General features: G+C 68.2%; 26 protein-coding genes. 8 read left to right on the top strand and 18 right to left on the bottom strand.

What is annotated here, in order from left to right; all coding sequences use genetic code 11:
• Positions 1-1,689, top strand: a 1,689-nt coding sequence (locus ACLFMY_RS02890; protein ID WP_410763036.1) for an ABC transporter ATP-binding protein, incomplete at its 5' end; no start/stop codon positions are given.
• Positions 1,690-1,767: 78 nt separating this feature from the next.
• On the opposite strand, the gene fabB is transcribed toward ACLFMY_RS02890, so the two are convergent.
• The 10 genes from fabB to ACLFMY_RS02940 form a co-directional block, all read right to left on the bottom strand.
• Positions 1,768-2,985, bottom strand: coding sequence for a beta-ketoacyl-ACP synthase I (gene fabB, locus ACLFMY_RS02895; RefSeq protein WP_410763037.1), 1,218 nt, complete (start codon positions 2,983-2,985; stop codon positions 1,768-1,770).
• A gap of 7 nt (positions 2,986-2,992) precedes the next feature.
• The gene (gene fabA, locus ACLFMY_RS02900) at positions 2,993-3,511 is read right to left on the bottom strand and encodes a 3-hydroxyacyl-[acyl-carrier-protein] dehydratase FabA (RefSeq protein WP_410763038.1); all 519 of its coding nucleotides are present in this window, start codon (positions 3,509-3,511) and stop codon (positions 2,993-2,995) included.
• Between the two features lie 224 nt (positions 3,512-3,735).
• Positions 3,736-4,137 (bottom strand): DUF423 domain-containing protein, encoded by a 402-nt coding sequence (locus tag ACLFMY_RS02905; protein ID WP_410763039.1) that lies wholly within the window; start codon positions 4,135-4,137, stop codon positions 3,736-3,738.
• A 49-nt stretch (positions 4,138-4,186) separates the two neighbouring features.
• Entirely contained in the window at positions 4,187-4,366 is a 180-nt protein-coding gene (locus ACLFMY_RS02910; RefSeq protein WP_410763040.1) for a PA3496 family putative envelope integrity protein, read from the bottom strand.
• A 322-nt stretch (positions 4,367-4,688) separates the two neighbouring features.
• Positions 4,689-4,997, bottom strand: a complete 309-nt coding sequence (locus tag ACLFMY_RS02915; protein WP_410763041.1) for a helix-turn-helix domain-containing protein — start codon at positions 4,995-4,997, stop codon at positions 4,689-4,691.
• A gap of 147 nt (positions 4,998-5,144) precedes the next feature.
• Positions 5,145-6,131 carry a tRNA dihydrouridine synthase DusB gene (dusB, locus tag ACLFMY_RS02920; protein ID WP_410763062.1) on the bottom strand — a complete coding sequence of 329 codons (987 nt, stop codon included), beginning with the start codon at positions 6,129-6,131 and terminating at the stop codon, positions 5,145-5,147.
• A 58-nt stretch (positions 6,132-6,189) separates the two neighbouring features.
• Positions 6,190-7,575 (bottom strand): TRAP transporter large permease, encoded by a 1,386-nt coding sequence (locus ACLFMY_RS02925; protein WP_410763042.1) that lies wholly within the window; start codon positions 7,573-7,575, stop codon positions 6,190-6,192.
• A 3-nt stretch (positions 7,576-7,578) separates the two neighbouring features.
• Positions 7,579-8,145, bottom strand: a complete 567-nt coding sequence (locus ACLFMY_RS02930; protein WP_410763043.1) for a TRAP transporter small permease subunit — start codon at positions 8,143-8,145, stop codon at positions 7,579-7,581.
• A gap of 2 nt (positions 8,146-8,147) precedes the next feature.
• Entirely contained in the window at positions 8,148-9,119 is a 972-nt protein-coding gene (locus ACLFMY_RS02935; protein WP_410763044.1) for a homoserine kinase, read from the bottom strand.
• 36 nt (positions 9,120-9,155) lie between these two features.
• Positions 9,156-9,875, bottom strand: coding sequence for a TIGR00730 family Rossman fold protein (locus ACLFMY_RS02940; RefSeq protein ID WP_410763045.1), 720 nt, complete (start codon positions 9,873-9,875; stop codon positions 9,156-9,158).
• Between the two features lie 193 nt (positions 9,876-10,068).
• Here ACLFMY_RS02940 and polA point away from each other — a divergent pair, with 193 nt between their 5' ends.
• Positions 10,069-12,786 (top strand): DNA polymerase I, encoded by a 2,718-nt coding sequence (gene polA / locus ACLFMY_RS02945; RefSeq protein WP_410763046.1) that lies wholly within the window; start codon positions 10,069-10,071, stop codon positions 12,784-12,786.
• Between the two features lie 74 nt (positions 12,787-12,860).
• On the opposite strand, the gene ACLFMY_RS02950 is transcribed toward polA, so the two are convergent.
• Together ACLFMY_RS02950 and ACLFMY_RS02955 are read right to left on the bottom strand one after the other, a co-directional pair.
• On the bottom strand, positions 12,861-15,452 hold the full coding sequence (locus ACLFMY_RS02950) for a putative bifunctional diguanylate cyclase/phosphodiesterase (protein ID WP_410763047.1): 2,592 nt from the start codon (positions 15,450-15,452) through the stop codon (positions 12,861-12,863).
• Positions 15,453-15,555: 103 nt separating this feature from the next.
• Positions 15,556-16,008, bottom strand: a complete 453-nt coding sequence (locus ACLFMY_RS02955) for an HIT family protein (protein WP_410763048.1) — start codon at positions 16,006-16,008, stop codon at positions 15,556-15,558.
• A gap of 161 nt (positions 16,009-16,169) precedes the next feature.
• Between ACLFMY_RS02955 and ACLFMY_RS02960 the strand changes: the two genes are divergently transcribed.
• Together ACLFMY_RS02960 and ACLFMY_RS02965 are read left to right on the top strand one after the other, a co-directional pair.
• Positions 16,170-16,988, top strand: a complete 819-nt coding sequence (locus ACLFMY_RS02960; protein WP_410763049.1) for a TatD family hydrolase — start codon at positions 16,170-16,172, stop codon at positions 16,986-16,988.
• A 55-nt stretch (positions 16,989-17,043) separates the two neighbouring features.
• The gene (locus ACLFMY_RS02965; RefSeq protein ID WP_410763050.1) at positions 17,044-17,781 is read left to right on the top strand and encodes a ThiF family adenylyltransferase; all 738 of its coding nucleotides are present in this window, start codon (positions 17,044-17,046) and stop codon (positions 17,779-17,781) included.
• A 15-nt stretch (positions 17,782-17,796) separates the two neighbouring features.
• On the opposite strand, the gene ACLFMY_RS02970 is transcribed toward ACLFMY_RS02965, so the two are convergent.
• From ACLFMY_RS02970 to rluB, 6 genes are all read right to left on the bottom strand, one after another.
• The gene (locus ACLFMY_RS02970) at positions 17,797-19,167 is read right to left on the bottom strand and encodes a dihydroorotase (RefSeq protein ID WP_410763051.1); all 1,371 of its coding nucleotides are present in this window, start codon (positions 19,165-19,167) and stop codon (positions 17,797-17,799) included.
• On the bottom strand, positions 19,164-20,177 hold the full coding sequence (locus ACLFMY_RS02975; RefSeq protein WP_410763052.1) for an aspartate carbamoyltransferase catalytic subunit: 1,014 nt from the start codon (positions 20,175-20,177) through the stop codon (positions 19,164-19,166). Before ACLFMY_RS02975 ends, ACLFMY_RS02970 begins: the two co-directional genes overlap by 4 nt.
• Positions 20,178-20,182: 5 nt before the next feature.
• Entirely contained in the window at positions 20,183-20,713 is a 531-nt protein-coding gene (gene pyrR, locus ACLFMY_RS02980; protein WP_410763053.1) for a bifunctional pyr operon transcriptional regulator/uracil phosphoribosyltransferase PyrR, read from the bottom strand.
• A gap of 114 nt (positions 20,714-20,827) precedes the next feature.
• A complete protein-coding gene (gene ruvX / locus ACLFMY_RS02985; protein ID WP_410763054.1) occupies positions 20,828-21,316 on the bottom strand; it encodes a Holliday junction resolvase RuvX in 489 nt (162 codons plus the stop codon).
• Positions 21,316-21,882, bottom strand: a complete 567-nt coding sequence (locus ACLFMY_RS02990; protein WP_410763055.1) for a YqgE/AlgH family protein — start codon at positions 21,880-21,882, stop codon at positions 21,316-21,318. Before ACLFMY_RS02990 ends, ruvX begins: the two co-directional genes overlap by 1 nt.
• 123 nt (positions 21,883-22,005) lie before the next feature.
• On the bottom strand, positions 22,006-22,956 hold the full coding sequence (gene rluB, locus ACLFMY_RS02995) for a 23S rRNA pseudouridine(2605) synthase RluB (protein ID WP_410763056.1): 951 nt from the start codon (positions 22,954-22,956) through the stop codon (positions 22,006-22,008).
• Positions 22,957-23,217: 261 nt separating this feature from the next.
• Here rluB and ACLFMY_RS03000 point away from each other — a divergent pair, with 261 nt between their 5' ends.
• The 4 genes from ACLFMY_RS03000 to ACLFMY_RS03015 all read left to right on the top strand — a co-directional run.
• Positions 23,218-24,426 carry an MlaE family ABC transporter permease gene (locus ACLFMY_RS03000; protein WP_410763057.1) on the top strand — a complete coding sequence of 403 codons (1,209 nt, stop codon included), beginning with the start codon at positions 23,218-23,220 and terminating at the stop codon, positions 24,424-24,426.
• Between the two features lie 11 nt (positions 24,427-24,437).
• On the top strand, positions 24,438-25,241 hold the full coding sequence (locus tag ACLFMY_RS03005; RefSeq protein ID WP_410763058.1) for an ABC transporter ATP-binding protein: 804 nt from the start codon (positions 24,438-24,440) through the stop codon (positions 25,239-25,241).
• 17 nt (positions 25,242-25,258) lie between these two features.
• Entirely contained in the window at positions 25,259-26,227 is a 969-nt protein-coding gene (locus ACLFMY_RS03010) for an MlaD family protein (protein ID WP_410763060.1), read from the top strand.
• An 81-nt stretch (positions 26,228-26,308) separates the two neighbouring features.
• Positions 26,309-26,844 (top strand): ABC-type transport auxiliary lipoprotein family protein (locus ACLFMY_RS03015; RefSeq protein WP_410763061.1); only part of this gene is annotated, 536 nt, incomplete at its 3' end.

Genomic DNA, 26,844 nt, shown 5'->3' on the forward strand with positions numbered 1-26,844 from the left:
CCGGAAGACTCGTCCCGGGCGGCGAGTGTCGTCATCTGCATGAACACTGACCGGATTCGAGGAGCACCGATGGCCGAGGCCGAGCCCACCCGGACCCCACAGGTCGATTCCCGCGCGATTCTGGAGATGGATCGCCTGCACGTTTCCGTCGACGGGGCGACCATCGTCCAGGACGTGTCCTTCTCACTGCGGCCCGGTGAACGGCTGGCCCTGGTGGGCGAGTCGGGGTCCGGCAAGACGGTGACGGCCCTGTCGATCATGCGACTGTTCGACGCGGCGGGCATGGAAACGCGCGGGGAAATCCGCTTCGAGGGCAAGAACGTGCTGACCATGGGCATGCCGGCGATCCGGGCGCTCCGGGGCGCGCGTGTCGGCATGATCTTCCAAGAGCCCATGACGGCGCTCAACCCGCTCAAGACCATCGGGGCGCAGATCGCCGAGGTGCTGGTCCGTCACGAGGGGCTGGGGGGCGAGGCCCTCAGGCGACGCGTGCGCGAACTGCTCGAGCAGGTGCGCCTGCCCGAGCCGCTGCGCGTGATGCGGGCCATGCCGCACCAGCTCTCCGGCGGGCAGCGACAGCGGGCGATGATCGCCATGGCGATCGCCTGCAACCCGACGCTGCTGATCGCCGACGAGCCGACCACCGCGCTCGATGCCGGGCTGCGCAAGACCATCATGGACCTGCTGGTCGACCTCCAGCAGCGCCTCGGCATGAGCCTCCTGCTGATCACCCACGACCTGCCGGTGGTGCGCCGGTACGCCGACCGCGTACTGGTCATGCGCGAGGGTCGGATCGTCGAGAGCGGCCGTACCGACGAGATCTTCGCCCGGCCGGGGGACGGTTACACCCGCACGCTGCTGGAGGCCCGCCAGGTGGACTCCATGGTCGACGCGGTCGACGAATCCGCCGAGGAGCGGCTGTCCTGCCGGGATCTCGGCGTGACCGTCGGCAAGCGCCGCTGGATCGGCCGCGATACCCTCACCGAGATCATTCGCGGTATCGACCTGTCGCTGCACGCCGGGCAGACCGTCGGCGTGGTGGGCGAGTCGGGGTCGGGCAAGACCACGCTGGCGCTGGCGCTGCTGCGGCTGATGGACGGGGCCCGCGGCGAGATCCGCCTCGACGGCATGCGCGTCGATGGACTGCCCGAGAAGCGGTTCCGGCGCTACCGCCGGGACCTGCAGGTGGTGTTCCAGGACCCGTTCGGTGCGCTCTCGCCGCGGATGAACATCGCCCAGATCGTGGGCGAGGGCCTGGACGTCCACGAACCGGGACTGTCGCGCGGGGAGACCCGGGAGCGGATCCGGGCGGCACTGACCGAGGTCGGGCTGGATCCTTCGGTGATGTCGCGCTACCCGCACGAGTTCTCCGGTGGCCAGCGCCAGCGGATTGCCATCGCCCGCGCCCTGATCCTCAAGCCGAAGGTGCTGATCCTCGACGAACCGACCAGTGCTCTGGACGCCGCCGTCCAGCTCCAGGTGCTGCGCCTGCTGCGCGACCTGCAGCAAAGCCACGGCCTGACCTACCTGCTGATCACCCACGACCTGGCCGTCGTGCGGGCCCTGGCGCACCGGGTACTGGTGATGCTCGACGGTGAAGTGATCGAGTCCGGGTCTACCGGCACGCTGCTCGAGCAGCCGACGCACGACTACACCCGCCAGTTGATCGACAGTGCGCTGATGACCTGAGCCGGTTTTCCCGCCACCGAACGCAAGAAAGCCAGGCGCGAGGCCTGGCTTTCGGTCGGTGCGGGCGTCCGGCGGGGGTCAGCCCTTGAAGCGCTGCATCACCAGCGAGGCGTTGGTGCCGCCGAAGCCGAAGCTGTTGGAGAGCACGGTGTCGATCTTCGTCCCTTCGCGTGTCTCGGTCAGGATGTTGGCCTTCTCGGCCTCCGGCTCCATGTTCTCGATGTTGGCCGAGGCGGCGATGAAGTCGTTCTGCATCATCAGCAGCGAGTAGATCGCCTCGTGCACGCCGGCGGCCCCCAGGGCGTGGCCGGAGAGCGACTTGGTCGAGGTGACGATCGGCTGGTGGTCGCCGAAGACCTCGTTCATCGCCTCGAGTTCGCGCAGGTCGCCGACCTTGGTGGAGGTGCCGTGGGCGTTGACGTAGTCGATCGGGGCATCGACCGTCGACAGCGCCTGCTGCATGCAGCGCACCGCGCCCTCGCCCGAGGGCTGGACCATGTCGTAACCGTCGGAGGTCGCGCCATAGCCGGTGACCTCGGCGAGGATGGTCGCACCGCGGGCCTGGGCATGCTCGAGCGATTCGAGTACCACCGTGCCGCCACCGCCGGCGATGATGAAGCCGTCGCGCTCGGCGTCGTAGGGGCGCGATGCCTTGTCCGGCGTGTCGTTGAAGTTCGAGGACAGGGCACCCATGGCGTCGAACATGGCGGTCAGCGACCAGTGCAGCTCCTCGCCGCCGCCGGCGAAGACCACGTCCTGCTTGCCGAACTGGATCTGCTCGACGCCGGCACCGATGCAGTGCGCCGAGGTGGAGCAGGCCGAGCTGATCGAATAGTTGATGCCCTTGATCTTGAATGGCGTGGCCAGGCAGGCCGAGGTGGTCGAACTCATGGTGCGGGGGACCATGTAGGGGCCGACGCGCTTGACACCGCGGTCACGGACGATATCCGCGGTGGCGACGATGTTCTCGCAGGAAGAGCCGCCCGAGCCGGTGATCAGGCCGGCACGCGGATTGGAGACCTGCTCCTCGGTCAGGCCGGCCTGCTCGATGGCCTCCTTCATGGCGATGTAGTTGTAGGCCGCCGCCGAGCCCATGAATCGCAGCAGCTTGCGGTCGATGTGCTCGGCCGGATCGATCTTGAGCGTGCCGGCAACCTGCGAGCGGAACCCGTGCTCGACCTGTTCCGGGTTGCGCTCGATACCCGAGCGGCCCTGTTTCAGCGAGGCGAGCACCTCCTGGCAGTTGTTGCCCAGGCTGGAGACGATGCCCATTCCGGTAATGACGACTCGGCGCATTGAGTTCTTACTCCGATAGTGCTTCTGTGCTGGTGAACAGTCCTACCCGCAGATCCTTGGCCTCGTAGATGACGACGCCGTCGCAGAGCATCTGCGCGTCCGCGATACCCATGGTCAGCTTGCGCATGATCACGCGCTTCATCTGGACACGGTATTCAACCTTCTCGTTCCTGGGCAAGACCTGGCCCGAGAATTTTACATCACCCACGCCCAGGGCGCGCCCGTGACCCTTGCCGCCGCTCCAGCCGAGGAAGAAGCCGACCAGCTGCCACATCGCGTCGAGGCCCAGGCAGCCGGGCATGACCGGGTCGCCCTCGAAGTGGCAGTGGAAGAACCACAGGTCCGGATGGATTTTCAGTTCGGCGTGCATCTCGCCCTTGCCGAAATCGCCGCCCTCGTCGCTGATCTTGGTGATGCGATCGAACATCAGCATCGGGGGCATCGGCAGTTGCGCGTTGCCGGGACCGAACATGTCCCCCTTGGCGCAGCGAATCAGGTCGTCGTATTCAAAGGCGGCTTGGGTCATGGTTTTCCTGGATCAAAAACGGCGATCTTACCGCATCCGTGCCTGATTGGCATCATGCAGGGCGGGATGGCTCGTCGGCGGGAACCGATGCGGATGGAAGGCGCGTCGATGGTCTTTCATTGCATCGCATGCCTGCCGCAGCGGATATTGTCACAGGAGGGAACGCCGATGGGCAAGCGTTTGAAGGGATGGCGGGAACGGTGATGGCCGGGGCACGGGTCGGCTCAGCTACGGGGCTTCGCGCCGGCGAGCACGGCCACCAGCCACGTGCTCCAGCCGGCGATCAGCAGCAGGCCTCCGAGGGGCGTGATCAACCCGGGGAGCGCCCAGGGTGACATGGTCTCGAGGTACAGGCTGCCGCTGAACAGCAGCGTGCCACCGACCATGCCGGCCAGCACGGCCAGGCGCGCGCCCCGGCCACCCGGCCAGAAGGCCAGCATCATCAGGGCGAGGCTGTGGAACAGGTGGAAGGTGACCGCGGTGTCCAGGTAGCGGATGGCCGTCGTCTCGACGGGGGCGAGTGGACCGTGCGCGCCGCTTGCCGCCAGGATGACGGCCGCGAGCGCGCTGAACAGGCCGATGCCCAGGGTGGCGCGGTCGGGTGTCGTGTCAGGTCGTGTCTGCATGCCTGTCCCTCCAGTCGATGGTCGTGGTCGGCGGAGACGGACGGGCGCATCAGAAATCGTCGTCCATCTCCATCCGCAGTCGACGCTCCTCCATCAGGTCGTCAAGTCGCCGACGGGCATCCTTGTGCCCACTGATGCTGTCGAGCAGCGGCTCGTTGTCCGCCTCGTCGGTGTCGTCCGCCTCGTCCCACTCGTCTTCCAGGTCCTGGTAGTCGTTTTCCTTGCCCATGTCTGTACCTGCTGGATCAATACGGTCGTTGCGGCCGATCCGGTTGTCCGGTGGCCGCGTGGCATCGATCGACGGTCATGGCAAAGGCGCGCGGGACGCCGGTTTTCCTGCAGGCCACTTCGGGAAGTGGAATCCTGTCGCCAGCGGCGTTGCAGGACCCGTTCCGGTACCCCGTCCCCGGGGTTGACCAGCCGATTTTCCGGCGCGTTATAACCTGTTTTTCAGCGCTTGAAAAGCGATTCTTTCGCGCGGGATTTCCGGGAAGGCCGCGGGGTGGCCGAACGGCCGCCCGAGCGGGCGTCCTGGCAGGCTGGAGGGGCGGTCAGATCAGATCGTGTTCGCGGAGTTTCTTTCTGAGCGTGCTCCGGTTGATGCCCAAGCAGGCCGCGGCACGGCTCTGGTTGTTGTCGCAGCGTTCGAGCACGCGCGAGAGCAGGGGGCGTTCGACCTGGCCCATGACAAGCTGGTAGAGATTGCTGGGCTGGTCTTCCTCGAAGGCGTCCCAGAGCAGGTCGAGGGCATCGACGATGGTCTCGTGCACATCGCGGTGACACTCTGCGGCCTTGCGGGCGGTACCGTTGAGCGAGGATTCCGGCATCGAGGCGGCAGACGAGGTGGATGTATAGGTCATGGCATGAACACAACGCTGCAGTGCTTCAGATCAAGATGATGGCCCACGCACGGACGCGGACGGATGACCGGGTAGTGACGGCTGCCCCGGTTCGGTCAACCGAACGCCGGGGCGAGCCCGTGGCTGCGGTCGGGCCGCGAGATGGGGTCAAGTCGTTGCGTCGGCCAGTTCGGCCTCGCGTTCGTCGAGCCACCGGCGCTGGGAATCGATCGTCTCCAGGCGGTTGAACTGCTTGCGCATCCCTTCTTCAAACGGCAGTAGCGAAGAATAGCACTCCCAGTGCTTTCTCGCGATGCGCACACCCATCACATTTCCGTAATGCGAATAAATATTCTCGAATTGTGTCCGGGCGAAAGCCATGATCGCCGCGGGACCGGGCTCGCGCGGCACGGGCCGTCCCTCGAGCCCGGCCCGCAGGCGGGCGAACAGCCAGGGTCGGCCGAAGGCGGCCCGGCCGATCATGAGCCCCGCCGCCCCGGTGGCCGCCAGCACCTCCCGGGCGCGGTCGACCGAGTCGATGTCGCCGTTGGCCAGCACCGGGATGCCCCGTTCGGCGACCACCCGGCCGATGGTGTCGTACTCGGCCTCGCCGCGGTACTTCTGCTCCCGCGTCCGGCCGTGAATGCTCAGCATGGCGATCCCGGCATCCTCGGCGATCGCGGCGATCTCGGGGGCATTTCGCCGGTCGGCATCGGGACCGGTGCGCATCTTCAGGGTGACCGGACAGGGGACGGCGTTGACCGTGGCCTCGAGCAGCCGGGCGACGGTGTCGGGATCGGCCATCAGGGCCGAGCCGGCGGCCTTGCGGCAGACCTTCTTCGCCGGGCAGCCAAGGTTGATGTCGATGATCCGGGCCCCGTCGGCGTACGCCTGGCGGGCCGCCCGGGCCAGCTCGGCGGGGTCGTTGCCGAGCAACTGCACCGCGCGCGGTTCGGGGTCGTCGGGATGGATGCGGCGCAACTCGCTCTTGCGGGTATCGCGCAGCCCGGGTTTGCTGCTGACCATCTCGTTGAAGACCAGGCCCGCTCCCTGCTCGTGGCAAAGCTGGCGGAAGGGCCGATCGGACACGCCCGCCATGGGCGCCAGCGCGAGCGGGTACTCGACCACCACGCGCTCGTCGCGCCCCTGCAGCACCAGGGGCGCGAGGCCGCCGTCGCATCGGCCAGCATCCGTGTGGGCGGGTCTCACCACGTCACCGGCTGGAACGGACGTCCAGCGCCTCCGGCAGGGCGGTGACCAGGTCGGGGAAGACGATCAGCAGCGCCAGCACGCCGACCTGTATGGCGATGAACGGCAGCACCCCGCGGTAGATCTGGGCCGTCTCGATGCTGGCCGGGGCCGCGCCGCGGAGGTAGAACAGCGAAAAGCCGAACGGCGGGGTCAAAAAGCTCGTCTGCAGGTTCATCGCCAGCAGGATGCCCAGCCAGATCGGGTCGATGCCCATCATCAGGAGCACGGGGGCGACGATCGGGACCACCACGAAGGTGATCTCGATGAAGTCGAGCATGAAACCCAGCAGGAAGACGATGACCATGACGATCAGCAGCGCGGTCAACGCCCCGCCCGGCAGGCCCGAGAGCAGGTCATGGACCAACTCGTCACCGCCGAACCCGCGGAAGACCAGCGAGAAGATCGACGCGCCGATGAAGATCATGAAGACCATCGCGGTCACGCGCAGGGTGCTCGTCAGGCTGTCCTGCAGTATGCCGAGGCTCAGGCGCCGCTTGGCCAGGGCGAGCACCAGGGCGCCCATGGCGCCGACCGCGGCCGCCTCGGTGGGCGTGGCGATGCCGCCCATGATCGAACCGAGCACCAGCACGATGAGCAGAACCGGCGGTGCCAGTGCCAGCAGCAGCCGGCCGATCGGCGGACGCTCGGCCAGTTCGGCCTCGGACAGGCCCGGGACACGCTCGGGCTGGCGCCAGGCGACGAACAGGATGTAGGCGGCGTAGGCGGCGACCAGGATCAGCCCGGGGATCAGCGCGCCGCTGAAGAGGTCGCCCACGGCGACGGTCTCCGGCGAGAAGATGCCCTGGTCGAGCTGCGCCTGGGTATAGGCATTCGAGATCTGGTCGCCCAGGAGCACCAGGATGATCGAGGGCGGGATGATCTGTCCCAGCGTGCCGGCCGCGGCCACCGAGCCGCTGGCCAGCCTCGGGTCGTAGCCGCGTCGAAGCATCACGGGCAGGGCGATCAGGCCCAGGGTGACCACCGTCGCCCCGACGATGCCCGTGCTCGCGGCGAGTATGGCCCCGACGAGGATCATCGACAGCCCCAGCCCGCCCGGCCGGCGGCCGAACAGGGCGGTCATGTTCTCCAGCAGGTCGTCGGCCACGCGGGCCTTCTCCAGCAACACGCCCATGAGCACGAACAGCGGCACGGCCACCAGCGTCTGGTTGAGCATGATGCCGAACAGGCGGTTGGGCATCGCCGAGAGCAGGCCGCTGTCGAAGCCGCCGATCAGCGTGCCCAGCCCGGCGAACAGCAGCGAGACGCCGGCCAGCACGAAGGCGACCGGGAAGCCGCTCATCAGTGCCGCGAAGACGGTCAGCACCATCAGTAGCAGGAGCCATTCCATGGGTTACATCCCCTCCTCGAGGTCACCCTGCGACGGGCGGGTCGGCGTCTCGCCGCGCAGCACGGCCACCGAGCGCAGCAACTCGACCAGCCCCTGCCAGAACAACAGCGCCGGCATGACGATCAGCAGGGTCTTGAGCAGGTAGAGCAACGGGATGCCGCCCGGCTCGGGAGAGCCCTCGCGGATCGCCCAGGCGTTGCCCACGTAGTCGAGGCTCGAGAGGGCGATGAACAGGCAGGCCGGCCAGAGCAGCAGGACCACGCCGACGATCTCGATCCAGGCCCGCCGACGGGGCGTGGTCTTGCGCGCCAGCACGTCGACGCGCACGTGCCCGTCGTGGCGGTAGGTGTAGCCCATGCCGAGCATGAACATCAGCGCGAACCAGTAGTAGATGGACTCGGAGAGCCACTGGTCGCTGTCGTTGAAGCCGTAGCGCAGGGCGACGACGGCAAAGACGGTCAGGGCGAGGACGAGGCCCAGCCAGGCGCTGACGCGGCCGGTCCATTCGTTGACCCGGTCGAGGCGGTCGACCAGTCGGCTCAGGGCGGGGGTATCGCGGCCGGTGCTCATGGTCACGCTCCAACGGGGCGGTTGTCGACGATCCAGTCGGCGAGCACTTCGCCGGCCTCGCGGTGGGCCTCGAGGATCCGCCGGAACGGCGCGGGGTCCTTGATGTAGGTCATCGCCGCGGCCCGGGGGAAGTACTTGTCCTGCATGCGCGAGACCCAGAAGCGCAGGGCCGCCGCGCGCAGAAGCCCCGGCCAGGCGCTGGTCTCGGTGGCGGTGAAGGGGCGTTCGGCGAGGTAGGCGCCCAGCAGGGCGTCGCGCTCGGCCGCCAGGCTGCGCCCGTGCTCGTCGGTGCACCAGTCGTTGAGGGTGACCGCGAGATCGTAGGCGAAGGCGTCGGTGCAGGCGTAGTAGAGGTCGATGATGCCGGTCAGGCGGCCGTTCTCGAACAGGGCGTTGTCGCGGAACAGGTCGGCGTGGATCGCCCCACGGGGCAGGTCGTCCCGGCGCTGTTCCCCCTGGAAGGCCAGTTCGTCGGCCAGGAGTGCCTGTTCGTCGTCGGCCGCCGCGGCCTCGAGCTGGGCGGCCGTGCGTTCGGCCCAGGCCAGGTCGCGGTCCGGGGCGCGGTACTCGGGGAAGTCGGCGCTCACGCGGTGAAAACGTGCCAGTGTCCGGCCGATCTCGGCGCAGGCGGCCGGGTCGGGATGGTCGAGCGATGCCCCGGACAGGCGCTGGACCAGCGCGGCCGGCCGGTCGTTGAGCTCGGTGAGGTAGGCACCGTCACGGGTCGCCACCGGGTGGGCGGTGGGGATGTCGTGCTCGGCCAGGTAGGCCATCAGGTCGAGGAAGAACGGCAGCTCGTCGGCAGCGTGGTTCTCGAACAGGGTGAGCACGTACCGCCCGCGGGTGGTGGTGACGAAGTAGTTGGTGTTCTCGATGCCGGCGGCAATGCCCTTGTGCTCGACCAGATCGCCGCAGTCGAACTGGTCGAGAAAGGTCGTGAGCTGATCGGTATCGACTGTGGTGAAAACCGACATGACGGTCTCTTGGCTGTGAAGGGTGTTCGGGTGGCGTTACAGGTCGAGGAGCTTCTTCTGCTCCTCCTCGGTCGCTGTCACGCCGCGGTTGCGGTAGAAGTCGAAGATCGCGTCCAGGGTCTCGTCGGCCGTGTCGCAGAGCGTGAACAGCGACAGGTCGCTCTTGCTGATGGTTCGCTCGGCGAGCAACTGGTCACGGAACCAGTCGATCAGCCCCTTCCAGAACGACGACCCGATCAGGATGATCGGGATGCGACGCGACTTGCCGGTCTGCACCAGCGTCAGGATCTCGGCCATCTCGTCGAGAGTGCCGAAGCCGCCGGGCATGATCACGTAGGCCGAGGCGTGCTTGACGAACATCACCTTGCGGGCGAAGAAGTGCTGGAAGTGCAGCGAGACGTCCTGATAGGGGTTGTCCTGCTGCTCGTGGGGCAGGGCGATGTTCAGCCCCACGCTCGGGGCACCGCCGGTCTGGGCGCCGCGGTTGGCCGCCTCCATGATGCCCGGCCCGCCGCCGGAGATGACGGCGAAGCCCGCATCGGACAGCTTCTCGGCGATCTCGACGGTCAGGTCGTACCAGGGATTGCCTTCTTCATAGCGGGCCGAGCCGAAGACGCTCACCGCCGGTTCGATGCTGGCAAGGGTCTCGTAGCCCTGCACGAACTCGGCCATGATCTGGAAGACCTTCCACGACTCCTGCGAGAGACGCTGCTTCTGGTCGAGCCGGGTCGGATGATGGGGTAGCTTTCTGCTCATGGACGGTGGCTGTTCGCGATCGGGTTCGAACCGGGCTGGGGCGACCGGCCGTCGGGCGGCCTGTGGCATAGTATCGGCACCCAAGGATGCCGCTGGTGCAAGTCCCCGGAGGGTTCCGGCAACGGCCCGGAAGCCGCGCCCGGACACGCGCCCGGCTTTCCCAACCCACGGTTTCAAAGGGGCAAATCCTACCATGACCGACCGCAACGGGCCCGTGATTCTTGTCGACGGCAGTTCGTTCCTGTTTCGCGCCTTTCACGCCCTGCCGCCGCTGAACGCCCCTGACGGCACGCCGACCGGCGCGATTCACGGCGTGATCAACATGCTGCTCAAGCTGCGCCGGGAGGCCGACCCCAGCCACATGGCCGTGGTGTTCGACGCCCCGGGCCGGACCTTCCGCGACGACATCTACCCCGAGTACAAGGCGCACCGCCCGCCGCTGCCCGACGACCTGCGCGTGCAGATCGAGCCGGTGCATGCGCTGGTGCGCGCGCTGGGTTTTCCGCTGTTGTGCATCGAGGGCGTGGAGGCCGACGACGTGATCGGCACGCTGATGCACGAGGCGCGCGAGAACAACGAGGAAGTGATCGTCGCCACGGCCGACAAGGATTTCGCGCAGCTGGTCGCCCCCGGCGTGACCCTGGTCAACACGATGAGCAACAAGACCACCGACGTCGACGCGGTGGTCGAGCGCTACGGCATCCGCCCGGAACAGTTCATCGACTACCTGGCCCTGGTCGGCGACAACGTCGACAACATCCCCGGCGTGCCCGGTTGCGGGCCGAAGACCGCGGCAAAGTGGCTGAACCAGTACGGGTCGCTCGACGAGATCATCGCGCACGCCGACGCGATCAAGGGCAAGGTGGGCCAGTCGCTGCGCGACTCGCTCGACTTCCTGCCGGTCAGCCGTCGACTGGTGACCATCCGCACCGACTGCGAGCTTCCGGTGACGCTCGGCGAGCTGGTGATCGAGGAGCCCGACGTGCAGACCGGGCTTGCCATGGCCGACCGCTACGGCCTGAACACCCTGCGCCGCTGGTTCGGCGAGCAGGACGTCCCCGGCGGCGACGGCGAGCCGGGGAGTGCCGGCGACAGCGTCGCGGTGGACTACGAGACGATCACCGATGCCGCGGCGCTGGCGCGCTGTCTCGAGCGCCTGCGCGAGGCTCCCAGGGTCGCGCTCGATACCGAGACCGATTCGCTCGAGCCCATGCGGATGCAAGTGGTGGGGCTGTCCTTCGCCATCGAGCCGCACGAGGCGGCCTACGTCCCACTGGCCCACGTGGATCCCGACGGTGGTCGGGTCGAGGGCCAGCTTTCCCGCGAGACGGTACTCGAGGAGATGCGCGAGTGGCTTGAAGACGAGCGGCCGACCAAGATCCTGCAGAACGCCAAGTTCGACATGCATGCCCTGGCCAACCACGGCATTGCCCTGCGCGGGCTGGTCGACGACAGCATGCTGGAATCCTACGTGCTCGATCCGACGGCCTCGCGCCACGACATGGACACGCTCGCCGGCCGCGAGCTGGGCCGCCAGACCACCACCTTCGAGCAGATCGCCGGCAAGGGGGCCAAGCAGCTGACCTTCGACCGGATCGACCTGGCGACGGCCGCGCCCTACGCGGCGGAGGACGCCGACATCACCCTGCAGCTGGCCGATCGCCTGCGGGCGAAGCTGGCCGAGCTGCCGCCGCTGATGTCGGTCTACGAGACGATCGAGCGGCCGCTGGTGCCGGTGCTGTTTTCGATGGAGCGCGCCGGCGTGGCGATCGACAGCGAGCAACTCGCCGCCCAGGGCGCGGCGATCGGCGAGCGGATCACCGAGATCGAGCGGCGCGCCCGCGAGGCGGCCGAGTGCGAGTTCAACCTCGGATCGACCAAGCAGCTCAAGGAGATCCTGTTCGAGCGGCTGGGACTGCCGGTGAAGGTCAAGACGCCCAAGGGCGAGCCGTCGACCAACGAGGAGGCGCTGTCGGCGCTGGTCGACGAGCACCCGCTGGCGCAGATGATCCTGGACTACCGCAGCCTGACCAAGCTCAAGAGCACCTACATCGACCGACTGCCCGAGCGGATCGACCCGGATACCGGCCGGGTGCACAGCATGTTCCACCAGGCGGTCACGGCCACCGGGCGGCTGTCCTCGTCCAACCCCAACCTGCAGAACATCCCGGTGCGCACGGAGGAGGGGCGGCGGATCCGCAAGGCCTTCGTCGCCGAGCCGGGCCACCGCCTGATCTCGGCCGACTACTCGCAGATCGAGCTGCGCATCATGGCGCACCTGTCCGGCGACGAGGGGCTGCTGGCGGCCTTCGAGCGCGGCGAGGACATCCACCGGGCGACCGCCCGCGAGGTCTTCGCCGACGGGGGCGAGGTGAGCGACGATCAGCGACGCGCCGCCAAGGCCATCAACTTCGGCCTGATCTACGGCATGTCCGCCTTCGGGCTGGCGCGCCAGATCGGTGTCGGCCGCGCGGAGGCGCAGGAGTACATCGAGCGTTACTTCGCCCGCTACCCCGGCGTGGCCCGCTACATGGAGGAGACCCGCGAGGGCGCCCACCGGCGTGGCTACGTCGAAACGGTGTTCGGCCGGCGGCTGTACCTGCCGGAGCTCAAGAGCCGCAACAACCAGCGGCGCCAGTACGCCGAGCGCACGGCCATCAACGCCCCCATGCAGGGCACGGCCGCGGACATCATCAAGCGCGCGATGCTGTCACTGCACGAGAGCCTGGTGGTGACGGGGCGGGCCCGGATGATCATCCAGGTCCACGACGAGCTGATCTTCGAGGCACCGACGGACGAGGCCGGGACGCTGGCGCGAGAGATCGAGGCGACCATGATCGCCGCCGCGTCCCTGAAGGTGCCGCTGGACGTCGGGATCGGGATCGGCGAGAGCTGGGAAGAGGCGCACTGAGTCGCCGCTGCGTGCGGCGCCCGGGTCGGCCGACCCGGTAGCGCGACGATGCGTGCCGGTGGACCGTCCGGCGATCAGTTGCCGGCCGGTTGCGATGCCGAGCGCTGCGGCTGGATGTCGGGCACCGTGTAGTTGCCCGGCTTGCCGTGCATGAACTCGCCGTCCCAGTAATCCTCGTCGAAGGGGCGGGAGAAGACGAAGCCCTGAACCTGCAGGCGGCTGCCGAACTTGCGCAGCTCGATGAGCTGCTGCTCGGTCTCCACGCCCTCGACCACGACCTCGAACTCGAGCTTCTCGGCCATGGCCAGTATCGAGCCGAACAGCTTGCGGGCGTCCTCGCTGGTGACGATGTCGTCGACGAACTCCTTGTCGATCTTGAGCTTGCTGATCGGCAGGTTGTTGAGGTAGGACAGCGAGGAATGGCCCGTGCCGAAGTCGTCGATCGCGATCGAGAACCCGCGCATCGCCAGCCGGTGGAGCTGCTCGACCAGCAGACTGGGATCCTTGCCGAAGTCGCTTTCGGTGATTTCCAGCACGACCGAGGACGTCGGCAGGTCCGCCGCGCGGGCCAGTCCCTCGAGCTGCTCGTCGATCTTGTCGAGCAGCAGCAACTGCGGCGGTAGGTTGATCGAGATGGTCAGTTCCCGGCCGGCCTGGCGCTGCCAGTCGGCGATCCGGCGGCAGGCATGGGACAGTGCCCACTCGGTCAGCTCGCCGATCAGGTTGTGTTCCTCGGCCAGCGGAATGAACTCCTTGGGGGAGATCCATTCGCCCCGGTAGCGCCAGCGCATTAGCGCCTCGAAACCGAGCAGGGCGCCGCTGCCGAGTGAGACCTGGGGCTGGTAGTAGACCCGCATCTCGCGGTTGCCGAGCGCCTTGCCGAGCGCCTGGGTCAGCTCGAAACGGCGCTGAGCCGCCTGGGTGTGCCCCTCGGCGTGGCCGACGATGGCGTTGCCACCGCTGGCCTTGGCCTGCGACAGCCCGTTGTCGACGATCCGCAGCAGGTCCTCGGCAACCTGGCCTTCGGCCGGGTAGTCGGCCGAGGTGACGCTCGCCCGGATGTCGAGACGGTAGCCGGCCAGTTCGAGTTCCCGGGTGATCTCCGCGTGGCAGCGTTTCATGGCCGCGGCCGCGACGGTGTCGAGCTCGCCCGCGTTGTCGGCGAAGACCAGGAAGCTGAAGGTGTCGCCATCGATGCGTGCCAGCAGGCTTGTCGGCTCGGTGAGCTTTTCCAGCCGCTCGGCCATGGCCTTCAGGATGCGATCGCCAAAGCGCCGGCCCAGGGCCTCGTTGAACGAGGTGAACCGGTCGAGTCCGACGGCGATCAGGGCGAAGGGCTGGTCGGGGTGTGCCTGGATCCGGTCGTCGATCTGCTGGACGAAGTAGCCGCGGTTGAGCAGCCCGGTCACCGAATCCTCGCGGGCCAGCGCGATGACCTCGCGTTCGCGGGCGCGGATGTCGGTATGGTCGTTGATCACGACGATCACGTGGCCGCGCTTCTCGCGCGGCTCGCCCACCAGGCGGATGGAGACCAGCGCGACGAGATCCTTGCCGTCGGATTCCCGCTTGAACTCGATCTCGCTGCGCCATTCGCCCTTTTCGAGGACATGCCGCCAGATCGGAGCGACGACGCGGTTGGGCTGGTCGAGCAGGATCTCGAGCAGCGGCCGCTTGCCGAGTTCGGTGGCGGTCAGGTCGAGGAGTGTCTGCGCGGCGGGATTGGCACGCGTGACGAAGCCATGGACGTCGGTGACCAGCACCGCCTCCTGGACCTCGTCGAACACCGAGGCGGTCAGGCGCAGGGAGTCCTCGGCCTGGCGACGGCTGAGCGATTCCTTGTCGTGTTTCTTGAGGATGGCCTGGAGCTGTTCCCGGGAGTTCGACAGGGCGACGAGCGAGCTGCGGAACTGGTGCACGGCGCGGGCGATCCGCCCGAGTTGGTCGTGGCGCTTGTGCTGCTTGCCGGTGGTGGTGGCCTCGCCGGCGACGATGCGCTCGGTGACGTCGGCCAGTTGGCGGATCTGACGGTTGACGAGCCAGAGCACGACGGCCAGCAGCAGGGCCTGGAGGGCGACGAACACCATCAGGATCATCTGGTAGTTGCCGATGACCGCCGAATTGGCGCTGCGGATGGCCCGCATGGTGGACTCGAGTTCACGGTTGGCCGCGTCGATCAGCCGGCCGAAGCCGGCGGTCGTCAGGGCGGCACGTTCCTCGGCCAGTCGTTCCTGGATACGCTTGACGCGTGACTCGTCGGCCCCGGGGACTTCCTGCGAGGCGGCGACCAGGCTGGCGGCCTGATTGTCGATGGCGGAAGCGAACCCCTGGACGGCCTCGGGCTGGTTCGCGCGCAGGGAGGACAGTGCGACGCTGTTCCTGACGGTGCCGGCGATCTCCTTGAGCTCTCCGGAAAGTTCGCTGACGTCGCGGCGCTCGCCCGGCGAGAAGGCGGCCGTCTCGTTCTCGACCCGGGCGGCGACCGCGGCGTAGTCGCCGCGGATGTCCTCGATGGTCTTCTGCGTTTCCACGAAGCCGCGGCTGGCCTCGGCGAAGGTTTCGTAGTTCGACTGGGCCAGATTGCCCAGGTAGAACACCAGCCCGAGGCTCAGGGCCAGCTGGATGCCGATGAAGATCAGGAATTGCAGCGGGAGGGGAAGCAATCTCATTCGGGTCGTCCTGGTTCCTTGTCAGTCGTTGTCCGGTCGTCGGGTTGACGGCAGCGGCACGGTATCTCGCCGTCCTGGCAGATCGGGGTCCGGATGAAACGGATTACGAGTGTCGCCCAAGCCTGTTCGCGAGTCCAGCGGCAATTTCCCGGACGCGAGCGAGCAGTTCGAAGGGTTCGGCGGGTTCGCGAGCGCCGAATCCCCAGACGACCCCCGGCCAGGCGGGGTCCTCGGTGAAGCGGGCCACGCAGTGGATGTGCAACTGCTCGACGACGTTGCCGATCGCGGCCACGTTCACCCGCTCTGGGGCGTAGATCTCGTCGAGCACATGGCAGGTGGCGTCGACCAGTCGCAGGGCCTGGTCCCGCACCGCCGGTGGCAGGTGGTGGAGCTGCTCCGCGCCGGGGTGTTTCGGGATCACGAGCACCCAGACGAAACGGCGGTCGTTGACCAGCCGGAACTGGACCCCCTCATGCTCGATGATCGGGACGCTGTCGATCAGCAACCGCGGGTGCAGCGTCCATCCTTGATCGTCTTGGCGGGCGGTTTTGGTCATCCGTTTCTCCCGGCTGGGGCTGACATCCGGTCGACGTGGCGCGGGTCCCGTCGAGTCTCGGTTTTCCCTGGATTGTAGCGCGTGTGCCGGGCTTGCCGGACATGCGCGGGGTCTGGCGTATGCTGGACGGCGATCGTACTCATCACCCGGAGAATCGCCCCGTGCCGCTGACCGATACGCACTGCCACCTCGAGGCCGAGGCCCTTGCCGGCGACCTGGCGCAGGTGGCCAGGCACGCCGTGAAGCAGGGCGTGGGGCGCCTGGTGGCGGTCGGCGTGTCTCCGCAGGCCTTTGCCGCCCAGCGAGAGGCGATGGACGCCGTGCGTGCCGGCGGACTGCCGGTGCTGGCGGCGTTCGGCACCCACCCGTGGTGGGCGGACAGGGTCGACCCCGAGACCGCGATCGAGGCGCTGGACGGGCTCTGGTCGGACGACACCGGGCCGGAGGCTCGCGAACGGCCGATGGTGGCCGTCGGCGAGGTCGGGCTCGACTTCGCGGTGGACATCGATGCCGACCGGCAGAACGCCCTGTTCGTCGCCCAGCTTGACTGGGCCGGGGCGCACGGCCTGCCGCTGATTCTCCACGAGCGCAAGTCGGCCGACCGGCTGCTCTACTGGCTGCGACGGCACCGTCACGTCGGCGGGGTCGTGCACGGCTTCGTCGGTTCGGTGCAGCAGGCCGAGCAGTTCATCGAGCAGGGGTTCTTCATCGGCGTCGGCGGGGCGGTGACGCACCCGGGCGCCCACCGGGTCCGGCGCATGCTCCGGCAGTTGCCGCTCGAGGCACTGGTGCTGGAGACCGATGCGCCCAACCAGCCGGGACACGCCCACCGCGGGGAACGCAATCTGCCGGGATACCTCCCGGAAAATCTCGATGCACTGGCACGCCTGCGCGGCGTGGACGCCGACGAGCTGGCCCTGGTGCTGGAGGGAAACGTGCGCCGCCTGTTCGGCCTGACCGAGGAATGTCACGGGACGTGAAATCCGCGCCGCCTCGTTCGGGTACAATGCGCCGACCCGAGACAGGAGGCCTTGCGTGCAGAAGAACAACCCCGTCGACGAGCGCACCGAACTCCTGATCCACCGGGAGGGGCTGGACCGCCTGCGCGGCGCGACCGTGCTGGTCGCCGGGCTCGGCGGCGTCGGCGGTGCCTGTGCCGAGTCCCTGGCACGGGCCGGTGTCGGCCGGTTGCTGCTGCTCGACCATGACCACTTCGTGGCCTCGAACCTCAATCGCCAGCTCCTCGCCACCCGGTCGGTCCTGGGTCGGTCCAAGGCGGAGGTCGCCGCAGAGCGGCTCGCCTCGATCCGGGACGACATCGAGCTGATCGCCTGTGCGACGTTTCTCGACGTTTCCGGCGTGGAGGGCTTTCTCGACGAGCACCAGCCCGACGTCGTCGCCGACTGCATCGACTCGATCGCGGTCAAGGCACGCCTGCTGGCGGTCGCACGGGCGCAGGGGCGGGGCACCTTCACGGCACTGGGGGCGGGGAACCGTATCGATCCCCGGCTGATGCGGGTGGCCCGGCTCGACGAGGTGCACGGCTGCGGGCTGGCGCGGGTGCTCCGCCGCCGCCTGCGCAAGGCCCGTGCGCCGATCGACTTCCCGGTGGTCTACTCCAAGGAGACGCCGCGCAAGCCGGCCCCGCACGAGCCGACGGCCGACGGCAGCCAGCCCCGGGCGGTCAACGGCACCATCAGCTACCTGCCCAACCTCTTCGGCCACATGGTGGCCGGCGAGATCATCCGTCGCCTGCTCCAAGGCGAGCGCTGAGCCCGGGCGAAGGACTCAGTCCTCGCGCAGGAAGACCCGCCGGCCGTTGACCCAGGTCGCCCCGACCTGGTGACCGAAGTCCCAGCCCGTGAACGGGCAGTTCTCGCCCGCCGACTGCATGCCGACCTCGTCGAGACTCCACATGGCGTCCGGGTCGATCAGGGCCAGGTCCGCCCGCTGGCCCACCGCCAGCGACCCGGCGTCGTTCAGCCCGAACAGGGCCGCCGGGTTGCGGGTGACCGCCGAGAGAGCCCGTTCCAGGCTGATCTGGCCCTCGTCGGCGAGCTTGAGGACCAGCGGCAGCAGGGTTTCCAGGCCGGAGACGCCCGGCTCGGTCTCCGGGAAGGGGGCGAGCTTGGCGTCGGGCTCGTGCGGCTGGTGATCGGAGACCACGGTGTCGATCACGCCCTCGGCCAGTCCGCGGCGCAGGGCGTCGCGGTCGCGGATGGTGCGCAGCGGCGGGATCACGTGGCTGTTGGGGTCGAGCGCATCGGTGTCCATCTCGGTGAGCCACAGGTGATGGGCGGAGACGCCGGCGGTGATCGGGAGATTGTCGGCCCGTGCCCGCTCGACCAGCCGCACGGCCTCGGCCGAGGAGAGCATCGGGATGTGCACCCGGGCGCCGGTCTCGCTGATCATGGCGATCAGCTGCGCCAGCGGGGCGGTCTCCGCCGAGACCGGCAGCCCCGGCAGCCCCAGGCGCGTGGCCACCGCGCCGTCGTGGGCGCAGCCGCGCGCCGCCAGCGAGGGGTCGAGCGGCTGGATCAGCACCTGCAGGTCGAAGGTCGCCGCGTATTCCAGCGCCCGGCGCATCATGCGCAGGTCGGCGAAGGGGTAGTGGGCGTTGGACACGGCCACGCAGCCCCCCTCGTCGAGAGTGGCCATCTCGGCAAGCAGTTCGCCGCCGAGCTGCTGGGTCATCGCGCCGATGGCTACCACGCGGGCCCGGCCGGCGAGCTGGGCGCGGCGCTTGATGTAGCGGGCCACGGCCACGGTGTCGAGCACGGGCGCGGTGTCGGGCGGCATCACGAGCGTGGTGATGCCGCCGGCGACGGCCGCGGCACTCTCCGTGGCGATGGAGGCCTTGTGCTCGAGCCCCGGCTCGCGCAGGCGTGCCCAGCCGTCGATCACGCCGGGAATCAGCCAGTGACCGTTCGCGCAGAGGTGCTCGGCGTGGTCGCCCGGCCAGTTGCCCGGGGCCTCGCCGATGGCGACGATGCGCCCGTCGGCCAGGTAGATGTCGTCGACCCGGTCGACGCCCGAGGCCGGGTCGAGCAGCCGCGCGCCGCGGATCACCCAGTGGGCGCAGTCGAAGCCCGGTCGGCAGCCTTCCGGGTGGCGCACCGGGTCGTAGTCGATACCGAGATTGCGTGGTGCGTCCTTCATGCCGTCTCCCCCCGGTTGGCGCTCATGCAGAGGCTCATTACCGCCATGCGCACCCCGATGCCGTTGGATACCTGTTCCAGGATGACCGACTGCGGACCGTCGGCGACGGATGACTCGATCTCCACGCCCCGGTTGGCCGGCCCCGGGTGCATCACGATCGCATCACTCTTCGCCCAGCCGAGCTTCTCCTCGGTCAGGCCGTAGAGCCGGTAGAACTCCTCCTCGCTGGGCAGCAGCCCGGACTCCATGCGCTCGCGCTGCAGGCGCAGCATGATGATCACGTCCACGTCGCGGAGCCCCTCGCGCATGTCGTGGAAGACGCGCACGCCGAGCTTCTCCACGTCGGTGGGCAGCAGGGTGCGCGGTCCGATCACCCGCAGCTCGCCGACATTGAGCGAGTTGAAGACGTGCATCTGCGAGCGGGCCACGCGCGAATGGCGGACGTCGCCGACGATGGCGATCCGCAGCGGGGTGAAGTCGCCCTTGTGCCGTCGCACCGTGAAGGCGTCCAGCAGCGCCTGGGTGGGGTGCGAGTGCCAGCCGTCGCCGGCGTTGAGCACGGAGACGTGGGGAGCGACGTGGCGGGCGATGAAGTGAGCCGCACCCGACTGCTCGTGGCGGATGACGAACATGTCCGCCTGCATCGCCTCGATGTTGTGCAGGGTGTCGAGCAGGCTTTCGCCCTTCTTGGTCGCCGAGGTGGCGAGGTTGAGGTTGAGCACGTCGGCCGACAGGCGCTTGGCGGCCAGCTCGAAGGTGGTGCGCGTGCGCGTCGAGGCCTCGAAGAACAGGTTGACCACCGTGCGACCGCGGAGCAGGGGGACCTTCTTGATCTCGCGGTCGGTCACCGAGACGAAGCCCTCGGCGGTGTCGAGGATGCGTGTGATCCACTCCGGTCCAAGTCCCTCGATGGTGAGGAGGTGGCGCAGGCGGCCCTGGTCGTCGAACTGGATCGCCCAGGGGTCGGGAGCGAATTTCGGGATCTTCGGGCGGACGAACTTGACGGCCATGGTGTTCAGCTCTCCTGGGCTTCCTTGCTCGTGACGATGCGGGCGGTCATCGGGTCGGGGCCATCGACGTGGATCTGCTCGTGCTCGCCCAGCTCGGGTTCCTGACCGATCCAGTCTGCACAGATCGGGAGCTCCCGGCCGTTGCGCTGGTAGAGGACCGCCAGGGCGATCCGGCGCGGGCGGCCGTAGTCGAACAGCTCGTTCATCGCGGCACGGACCGTGCGACCGGTGAACAGCACGTCGTCGACGAGGATGATGTCGCGATCGTCCACGCCGACCGGCAGTTCGGAGGGGCTCACCTGCGGATGCAGGCCGAGCGTATTGAAATCATCACGATAGAAGGTAATGTTCAGGCGACCCAGCGGGTCCTGGCAGTCCAGTGCCCGGTGCAGGGCATCGGCGACCCAGACACCGCCGGTGTGGATGCCCACGACGAGCGGGTTGTCCAGCTCGCCGCGTTCCAGGGCGGCGCGGACCTGCGTCTCGAGGCGTTCGATCGCGGTGTTCACCGGCAGCAGGCGGTCGGTCTGTGTCATTCCGAGGGCATCTCGCGTTTGATGTTGAGCGGGTCGAGCCGACCCGTGGCAGCCCGCATTCTAGCAGTCCGGGTCGTGGCCCGGTGCGGTTCGTTTCCGGCCGGAGCGCAGGGTTCAGGTGCCCGCGAGGTTCTCCATCACCTCGTTGCGCGGGATGGCCTCGACCGACCGGGCGTCGGGTCGCTCCAGGAACGTGTCGAGGATGACCGCGGCCGCCATCGCGTCCAGGCGGCCCTTGTCCCGCTCGATCGCGCGGCGTCCCAGGCGCGTGGCGGCCTGTTCGGAGCTCAGGCGTTCGTCGACGACGAACACCGGCAGGCCCGTCCGTTCCCGGAGCCGATTGCCGAAGCGCCGGATGGCCGCGGCGACGGGATAGCAGCGCCCCGTGTCGTCGATCGGCCAGCCGAGCACGATGGCATCGGGCTGCCAGTCGTCGACCAGGCCCTCGACGGCTTCCCAGTCGATCTGGTCGGCATTGCGGTTGTGCAGGGTGGTCAGTGGCCGGCCGTTGCCGATGCGCCGGTCGCCCACGGCCACGCCGATGCGCCATTCGCCGTAGTCGAAGCCGAGGACGCGTTCGACGCTGGCCGCCGGCCCGCCCATCAGGCGTGCCCGGCCTCGCCGGAAAGCAGGTTGATGTCGATGCCCAGTTGCCGGGCCGCCGTGGTCCAGCGTTCCTCGATCGGCTGCTCGAACAGGATCTCCTCGGTGGCCTCCACGTTCAGCCAGCTGTTCTCTGCCATCTCGCTGTCCATCTGCTCGCGGCTCCAGCCCGAGTAGCCCAGCGCCACGATCACCCGCGACGGACCGGCGCCGTCGGCCAGGGCCTGCAGGATGTCCTTGGAGGTGGTCAGGCCGATGCGGTCGGTGACTTCCAGCGTGGAGTCCCAGCCGCCGTGCGGGGCGTGCAGCACGAAGCCGCGCTCGAGGTCGATCGGGCCGCCCATGAATACGGGTCGGGCACGGACGTCGGGGTCGGTGCAGGTGATCTTCATGTGGTCGAAGATGTCACCGAGATTCAGGTCGAGCGGGCGGTTGACGGTGATGCCCATCACCCCCTCGTCGTTGTCCTCGCAGATGTAGGTCACGCTGTGGCTGAAGTTGGGATCCTCCAGCGTGGGCATGGCGATCAGCAACTGGTTGGTCAGGTTGGTGCGTTCTTCTTGCATGGTGTTCCGAGTATTGGTGTCTTTTGTCCCGGACTCAAGGCGGCCTCGATTCCAATCCGGTCGAATCCGAATGCCGCGGCCCTCCGCTGGAGGGCGCCGGAACGATGCGACTGGCAGCAGCGCTCAGCTCGATCCGCCGCGCCTGCCGCCCCCGCTGCGCGACTTGCGCGACCGGATCGTGGTGTCGCGCTTGAGCGAATGAACCTCGGGGCCCTTGCCGTCGCGCCGGGAGGAACGCTTGGGGGTCGCCCGGGTTGCGCGGGCCGGCTTGCCGGCCTTGAACGGCTTGTGGGCCCGGCGTGCGTCGTGGCGCCCGAGGGTCTTGTGCCGGGTTTCGGGTTTCAGTCCCACCAGTTCCGCCAGTGCGCCCTCGATCTCCGGCGAGAGTTCCTGGATCTTCCCGGGTCGCAGTCGCGGCGGCAGGGTCACGCCCGCGTAGCTGATCCGGATCAGGCGGGAGACCTGGCCGCCGACCGCCTCGATCATGCGGCGGACCTCGCGGTTTCGTCCTTCGTGGAGGGTGACGTGGTACCAGTGGTTGGCTCCCTGGCCCCCGGCATCGGCGAGCCGCGTGAAGCTGGCCTCGCCATCCTCGAGCGCCACGCCCTCGATGAGCCGATTCTGCTGCTCGTCGTCGAGACCACCGAGTACGCGCACGGCGTAGGTGCGCTCGATCTGGTAGCTCGGGTGCATCAGGCGGTTGGCCAGCTCGCCGTCGTTGGTGACCAGCAGCAGCCCGCTGGTGTTGAAATCCAGCCGTCCGACGGTGATCCAGCGGCCCTCGTTGATCGGCGGGAGGTGTTCGGCGACGGTCGGACGGCCTTCCGGGTCGTGGTTGGCGGTGATCTGGCCCTCGGGCTTGTGGTAGATCAGCACGCGGCGAAGCGGCCGCACGTCGGGGACGACGACCCGCTTGCCGTCGACGTCGATGGTATCGCCGGGACCGGCCTGGTCCCCCAGCGAGGCGGTCTGGCCGTTGACGTGGACCCGCCCCTCGCTGATCCAGCCTTCGATCCGGCGACGGGATCCGAGTCCCATGGCGGCCAGAACCTTCTGCAAGCGCTGTTTTTCCATGGGAAAGCCTCTCGTCTCGGTCATGCGGGGCCGGGTGTCGCGCGGACGACCGGGATCCCGTCGAAAATGGGGCGACATTCTAACAGCCCGGCCGGATTCTGGCGTTCGGCGTGATGAAAGCCTGTGCCGGGGGGCTGCGATTTGGTTCCCGGGGCGAAGACGGAATGGAATCCGGTAGCGATTGCACCTAACCTGAACCTCACGGCGGGGCCTGCGCCGCTCGGCGCCGGTCTTCCCGAACATCCCTGAGTGCAGCGAATCATGCCGGCGAGCGGACCGCAGAACAGCCATCCGGAACGACAACACCGCGCCATCTCCGCCGACGAGCGTGTGTCGCTGTCGCCAGCGCTGGCGTTCGAACGGGGCGCGGGTGGCGGTGCGGCCATCCGGGTGACGGGGCGCTGGACGGTCGAGCAGCTTCCCGACTCGGCCGACTGGCTCGAGCGGCCCGTGCTGCGGCTGCCGTCGTTGCCCCCGGAGACGACGACGGTGCGCCTGCTCGGGGCGCCCGACGAGATGGACAGTGCCGGGGCCCTGGTGATCGCGCGGCTGGTCGACCAGCTCGAGGGCGAGAGCCGCCAGGTCGATATCTCCTCCCTGCCCGACGAGCAGGCCCGGCTGGTTCGGCTGCTGCGCGGAAAACTGCCACCAGCGGACCGGCCGTCTCCAGCCCGGGAAGGATGGCTGGCGTCGATCGGGCGCGGCACGGTGGGCATGCTGACCGAGGCGAATGCCTTTCTCGCCTTCATCGGCGAGCTGGCCGTGCGGGGAGGGCGTGTGCTGTTCGTTCCCTGGCGCGTGCGCTGGCGCGAGGTGGTCGCGGAAATCGAGGCCGCCGGTCTGCGTGCACTGGGCATCATCGGCCTGCTGTCGTTCCTGGTCGGGATGGTGATGGCCTACCAGGGCGGCGCTACCCTGTCGGATTACGGGGCCAACGTGCTGATCGTCGACATGGTGTCGATCATCACGCTGCGCGAGATGGGCCCGCTGCTGGCGGCGATCATCGTCGCCGGGCGGACCGGCTCTTCGTACACGGCCCAGCTGGGCACCATGCGGATCACCGAGGAGATCGACGCGTTGCGCGCGATCGGCATTTCCCCGTTCGACATGCTGGTCCTGCCCAAGGTGATCGCCCTCGTGGTGGTGCTGCCGCTTTTGACCGTGTTCGCCAACCTGCTCGGTCTGCTGGGCGGCGCGGTCGTGTCGGCCTACCGCTTCAATGTCGGTTTCTCGGTCTTCATGGACCGGATTCCCGAGGTGGTGGACCTGACCACCCTGATGCTGGGGCTGGTGAAGACACCGGTATTCGCGGTCGTGATCGCGCTGGTCGGCTGCATGCAGGGCATGCGCGTGTCGGGCAGCGCGCTTGCGGTCGGTCGGGCGACGACGGTCAGCGTGGTGCAGGCCATCTTCCTGGTGATCGTCATCGACGCGCTGTTCTCCGTGCTGTTCAATCTCATGGGCTACTAGGGGGGACGGTCGTGAACGAGACGCAAGCGTCTGCCGCCCGCGCGGTTCCGATTGCCCGGCTGACGGGCATCCGCAACTGCTTCGGGAAGAGTTGCGTGCACGACGGGCTGGATCTCGAGATCCCCGCCGGTCGCATCATCGCGCTCGTCGGCGGGTCGGGCAGCGGCAAGACCGTGCTGTTGCGTACGCTGAGCCTGCTGCGCGTGCCGGACGCGGGCCGCGTGGAACTGTTCGGCCGGGATGTCAGCGACCTGGGGGAGGGGCAGCGTCAGGATGTACGCCGGCGCATCGGGCTGCTGTTCCAGGGCGGGGCGCTGTTCACGGCGCTGACGGTGCTGGAGAACGTGATGCTGCCGATCCGCGAGCACACCGGCATGCAGGGGACATGGCTTGCGGACCTGGCCATGAGCAAGGTGCTGCTGGCCGGTCTGCCGGCCGACAGCGCCGGCAAGTACCCCGCCGAGCTGTCCGGTGGCATGGTCAAGCGGGCGGCACTGGCGCGGGCGCTCGCCCTGGATCCGAGGCTGCTGGTGCTCGACGAGCCGACCTCCGGGCTGGATCCCGTTGCAGCGGCCGCCTTCGACCGGTTGATACGGGAGTTGAGTGACTCGCTCGGGCTGACGGTCCTGCAGGCGACCCATGATCTCGACTCGATCTGGCGCGGTTCCGACCGGGTCGCGTTCCTGGCGCGCCAGCGCGTGCTGGCATTCGAGCCCGCCGAGGCACTCGCGCGGCGTGACGAACCGGAGCTTCGGGCCTATTTTCGTGGGGAGCGCTCCGAGAGTTACGCGAAGCTCGCCGAGCGCTCGACATAGGTCACTACGGGAGCCATATGGAATCCAGGGTCAATTACAGCGTCGTCGGCCTTTTCGTGCTGATCCTCCTCGCTGCCTCGCTGGCGACAGCCTGGTGGCTGTACACGGGCGGGTCGGGGCGACAGTACACGCCCTATGCCGTCTATGCGACAGACAGCGTCACGGGACTGAACGCCAACAGCCGCGTCTACTACAACGGCGTGGATGTCGGTTACGTCGACACGATCCGCATCGACCGTGACAACCCCGACAAGATTCGCATCGGGTTGATGATCGAGTCGACGGTGCCGATCCGCAGTGATACCACCGCGCGTCTGCAGCTCCAGGGCGTCACCGGCCTGAGCGTACTGAATCTCAAGGGTGGATCCGCGGGGGAGGCCCTTGAGGCGGACCCCGGCGAGTGCTGCCCCGAAATCCCCTACGAGCCGTCCCTGTTCTCCAGGCTCGAGGGGGGCATCAACGAGACGATGGTGCAGCTGGTGAACATCGGCCAGCGGTTCGACCGCGTGTTCTCCGAGGACAACCTGGTGGCACTCGAGGAGACATTGGCGAACCTGAACCGGCTCTCCACGGCGCTCGCCGAGGAGCGCGAGCAACTCCAGTCACTGGTGCGAAACGCCTCGCGAACGGCCGAGAACACGGCAGAGATGACCGCTGGCGGCACCGAACTCGTTTCCCGGGCGCAGAACACGCTTGATTCCCTCGACGGGGCGATCGCCCGGGTCTCCGGCACCATGGACACGTTCGAGGCGGCCGCCGACGATGTCGCGCTGGCGACGGATGCCACGGTTCGCTTCAGTTCGGCCGGCGAGCAGGCGGCGGAAGAGATCTCGCGACAGACGCTGCCGGACATCAGTCTGCTGATCCGCGACGTCCGTGAACTGTCACGTCGGTTGTCGGCGTTCACGTCGACCCTGGACGAAGATCCCTCCCGGGTGCTCTTCGGCGGCACCGAACGGCCGCCCGGACCGGGAGAGGCGCAATGAAGCGAAACCATGAGTCATGATGTGAATAATACGTTGCAAGCAGTTGTTTTAGAACGATCTGTACGACGGGGGATCGGTGGTGTGGCCTTGATCCTCGCCGCGGCGGTCGGGGCGGGTTGCACCGCCCTCCCGGAACGTGGCCAGGAGCCGGGCCAGTGGCGATTCCTCGGTTCCGAGGGCATGAGCGCCCCGCTGGCCGATGATCGACGCGTGGTGCTGCGCCTGATCGAGACGCGCGCGTCCAGCAGCATCGACCGGCGCGACATGGCCTACAGCACCGATCGCCAGTCGCTCGCCTACTACCGGGACAACCGCTGGGCCGCCTCGCCGGCGGTGATGCTCAACGAGGTGATCGACGAGACCCTCACCGCCCAGCCCTGGGTGCGCGCCGTGGTCCGGGGCGGGGCGCGCGTGCCCGCCGAACTGGGGCTCTATTGCGAGATCAATCGACTCGAACACGTCGTGGAACCCGCTCCTGGCCGGGTGGAGATGAGGGCCGCCTGCAGCTGGTCCCGCGCGGCCGAGCGCGAGCTGGTCCATTCGATGGTCTTCAGCGAGCGGGTCGAGATCGAGCAGAACGACGCCGCGCACTATGCCCGGGGCGCGCAGGAACTCGT

It is taken from the genome of Guyparkeria sp. (genome assembly GCF_046545975.1).
Lineage (GTDB): Bacteria > Pseudomonadota > Gammaproteobacteria > Halothiobacillales > Halothiobacillaceae > Guyparkeria.

Excerpts from the sequence above, each read along its gene's own strand:
- ACLFMY_RS03000 (WP_410763057.1), top strand. The coding sequence starts at position 23,218 with ATGCCGGCGAGCGGACCGCAGAACAGCCATCCGGAACGACAACACCGC.
- ACLFMY_RS02905 (WP_410763039.1), bottom strand. The coding sequence starts at position 4,137 with ATGCAGACACGACCTGACACGACACCCGACCGCGCCACCCTGGGCATC.
- ACLFMY_RS02925 (WP_410763042.1), bottom strand. The coding sequence starts at position 7,575 with ATGGAATGGCTCCTGCTACTGATGGTGCTGACCGTCTTCGCGGCACTG.
- ACLFMY_RS02970 (WP_410763051.1), bottom strand. The coding sequence starts at position 19,167 with ATGAAGGACGCACCACGCAATCTCGGTATCGACTACGACCCGGTGCGC.
- ACLFMY_RS02930 (WP_410763043.1), bottom strand. The coding sequence starts at position 8,145 with ATGAGCACCGGCCGCGATACCCCCGCCCTGAGCCGACTGGTCGACCGC.
- ACLFMY_RS02975 (WP_410763052.1), bottom strand. The coding sequence starts at position 20,177 with ATGGCCGTCAAGTTCGTCCGCCCGAAGATCCCGAAATTCGCTCCCGAC.
- rluB (WP_410763056.1), bottom strand. The coding sequence starts at position 22,956 with ATGGAAAAACAGCGCTTGCAGAAGGTTCTGGCCGCCATGGGACTCGGA.
- ACLFMY_RS02955 (WP_410763048.1), bottom strand. The coding sequence starts at position 16,008 with ATGACCAAAACCGCCCGCCAAGACGATCAAGGATGGACGCTGCACCCG.
- fabB (WP_410763037.1), bottom strand. The coding sequence starts at position 2,985 with ATGCGCCGAGTCGTCATTACCGGAATGGGCATCGTCTCCAGCCTGGGC.
- ACLFMY_RS02950 (WP_410763047.1), bottom strand. The coding sequence starts at position 15,452 with ATGAGATTGCTTCCCCTCCCGCTGCAATTCCTGATCTTCATCGGCATC.
- ACLFMY_RS02990 (WP_410763055.1), bottom strand. The coding sequence starts at position 21,882 with ATGCAAGAAGAACGCACCAACCTGACCAACCAGTTGCTGATCGCCATG.
- pyrR (WP_410763053.1), bottom strand. The coding sequence starts at position 20,713 with ATGACACAGACCGACCGCCTGCTGCCGGTGAACACCGCGATCGAACGC.
- ACLFMY_RS02910 (WP_410763040.1), bottom strand. The coding sequence starts at position 4,366 with ATGGGCAAGGAAAACGACTACCAGGACCTGGAAGACGAGTGGGACGAG.
- ACLFMY_RS02935 (WP_410763044.1), bottom strand. The coding sequence starts at position 9,119 with ATGTCGGTTTTCACCACAGTCGATACCGATCAGCTCACGACCTTTCTC.
- ACLFMY_RS03010 (WP_410763060.1), top strand. The coding sequence starts at position 25,259 with ATGGAATCCAGGGTCAATTACAGCGTCGTCGGCCTTTTCGTGCTGATC.
- ACLFMY_RS02915 (WP_410763041.1), bottom strand. The coding sequence starts at position 4,997 with ATGACCTATACATCCACCTCGTCTGCCGCCTCGATGCCGGAATCCTCG.
- fabA (WP_410763038.1), bottom strand. The coding sequence starts at position 3,511 with ATGACCCAAGCCGCCTTTGAATACGACGACCTGATTCGCTGCGCCAAG.
- polA (WP_410763046.1), top strand. The coding sequence starts at position 10,069 with ATGACCGACCGCAACGGGCCCGTGATTCTTGTCGACGGCAGTTCGTTC.
- ruvX (WP_410763054.1), bottom strand. The coding sequence starts at position 21,316 with ATGGGCGGGCCGGCGGCCAGCGTCGAACGCGTCCTCGGCTTCGACTAC.
- ACLFMY_RS02940 (WP_410763045.1), bottom strand. The coding sequence starts at position 9,875 with ATGAGCAGAAAGCTACCCCATCATCCGACCCGGCTCGACCAGAAGCAG.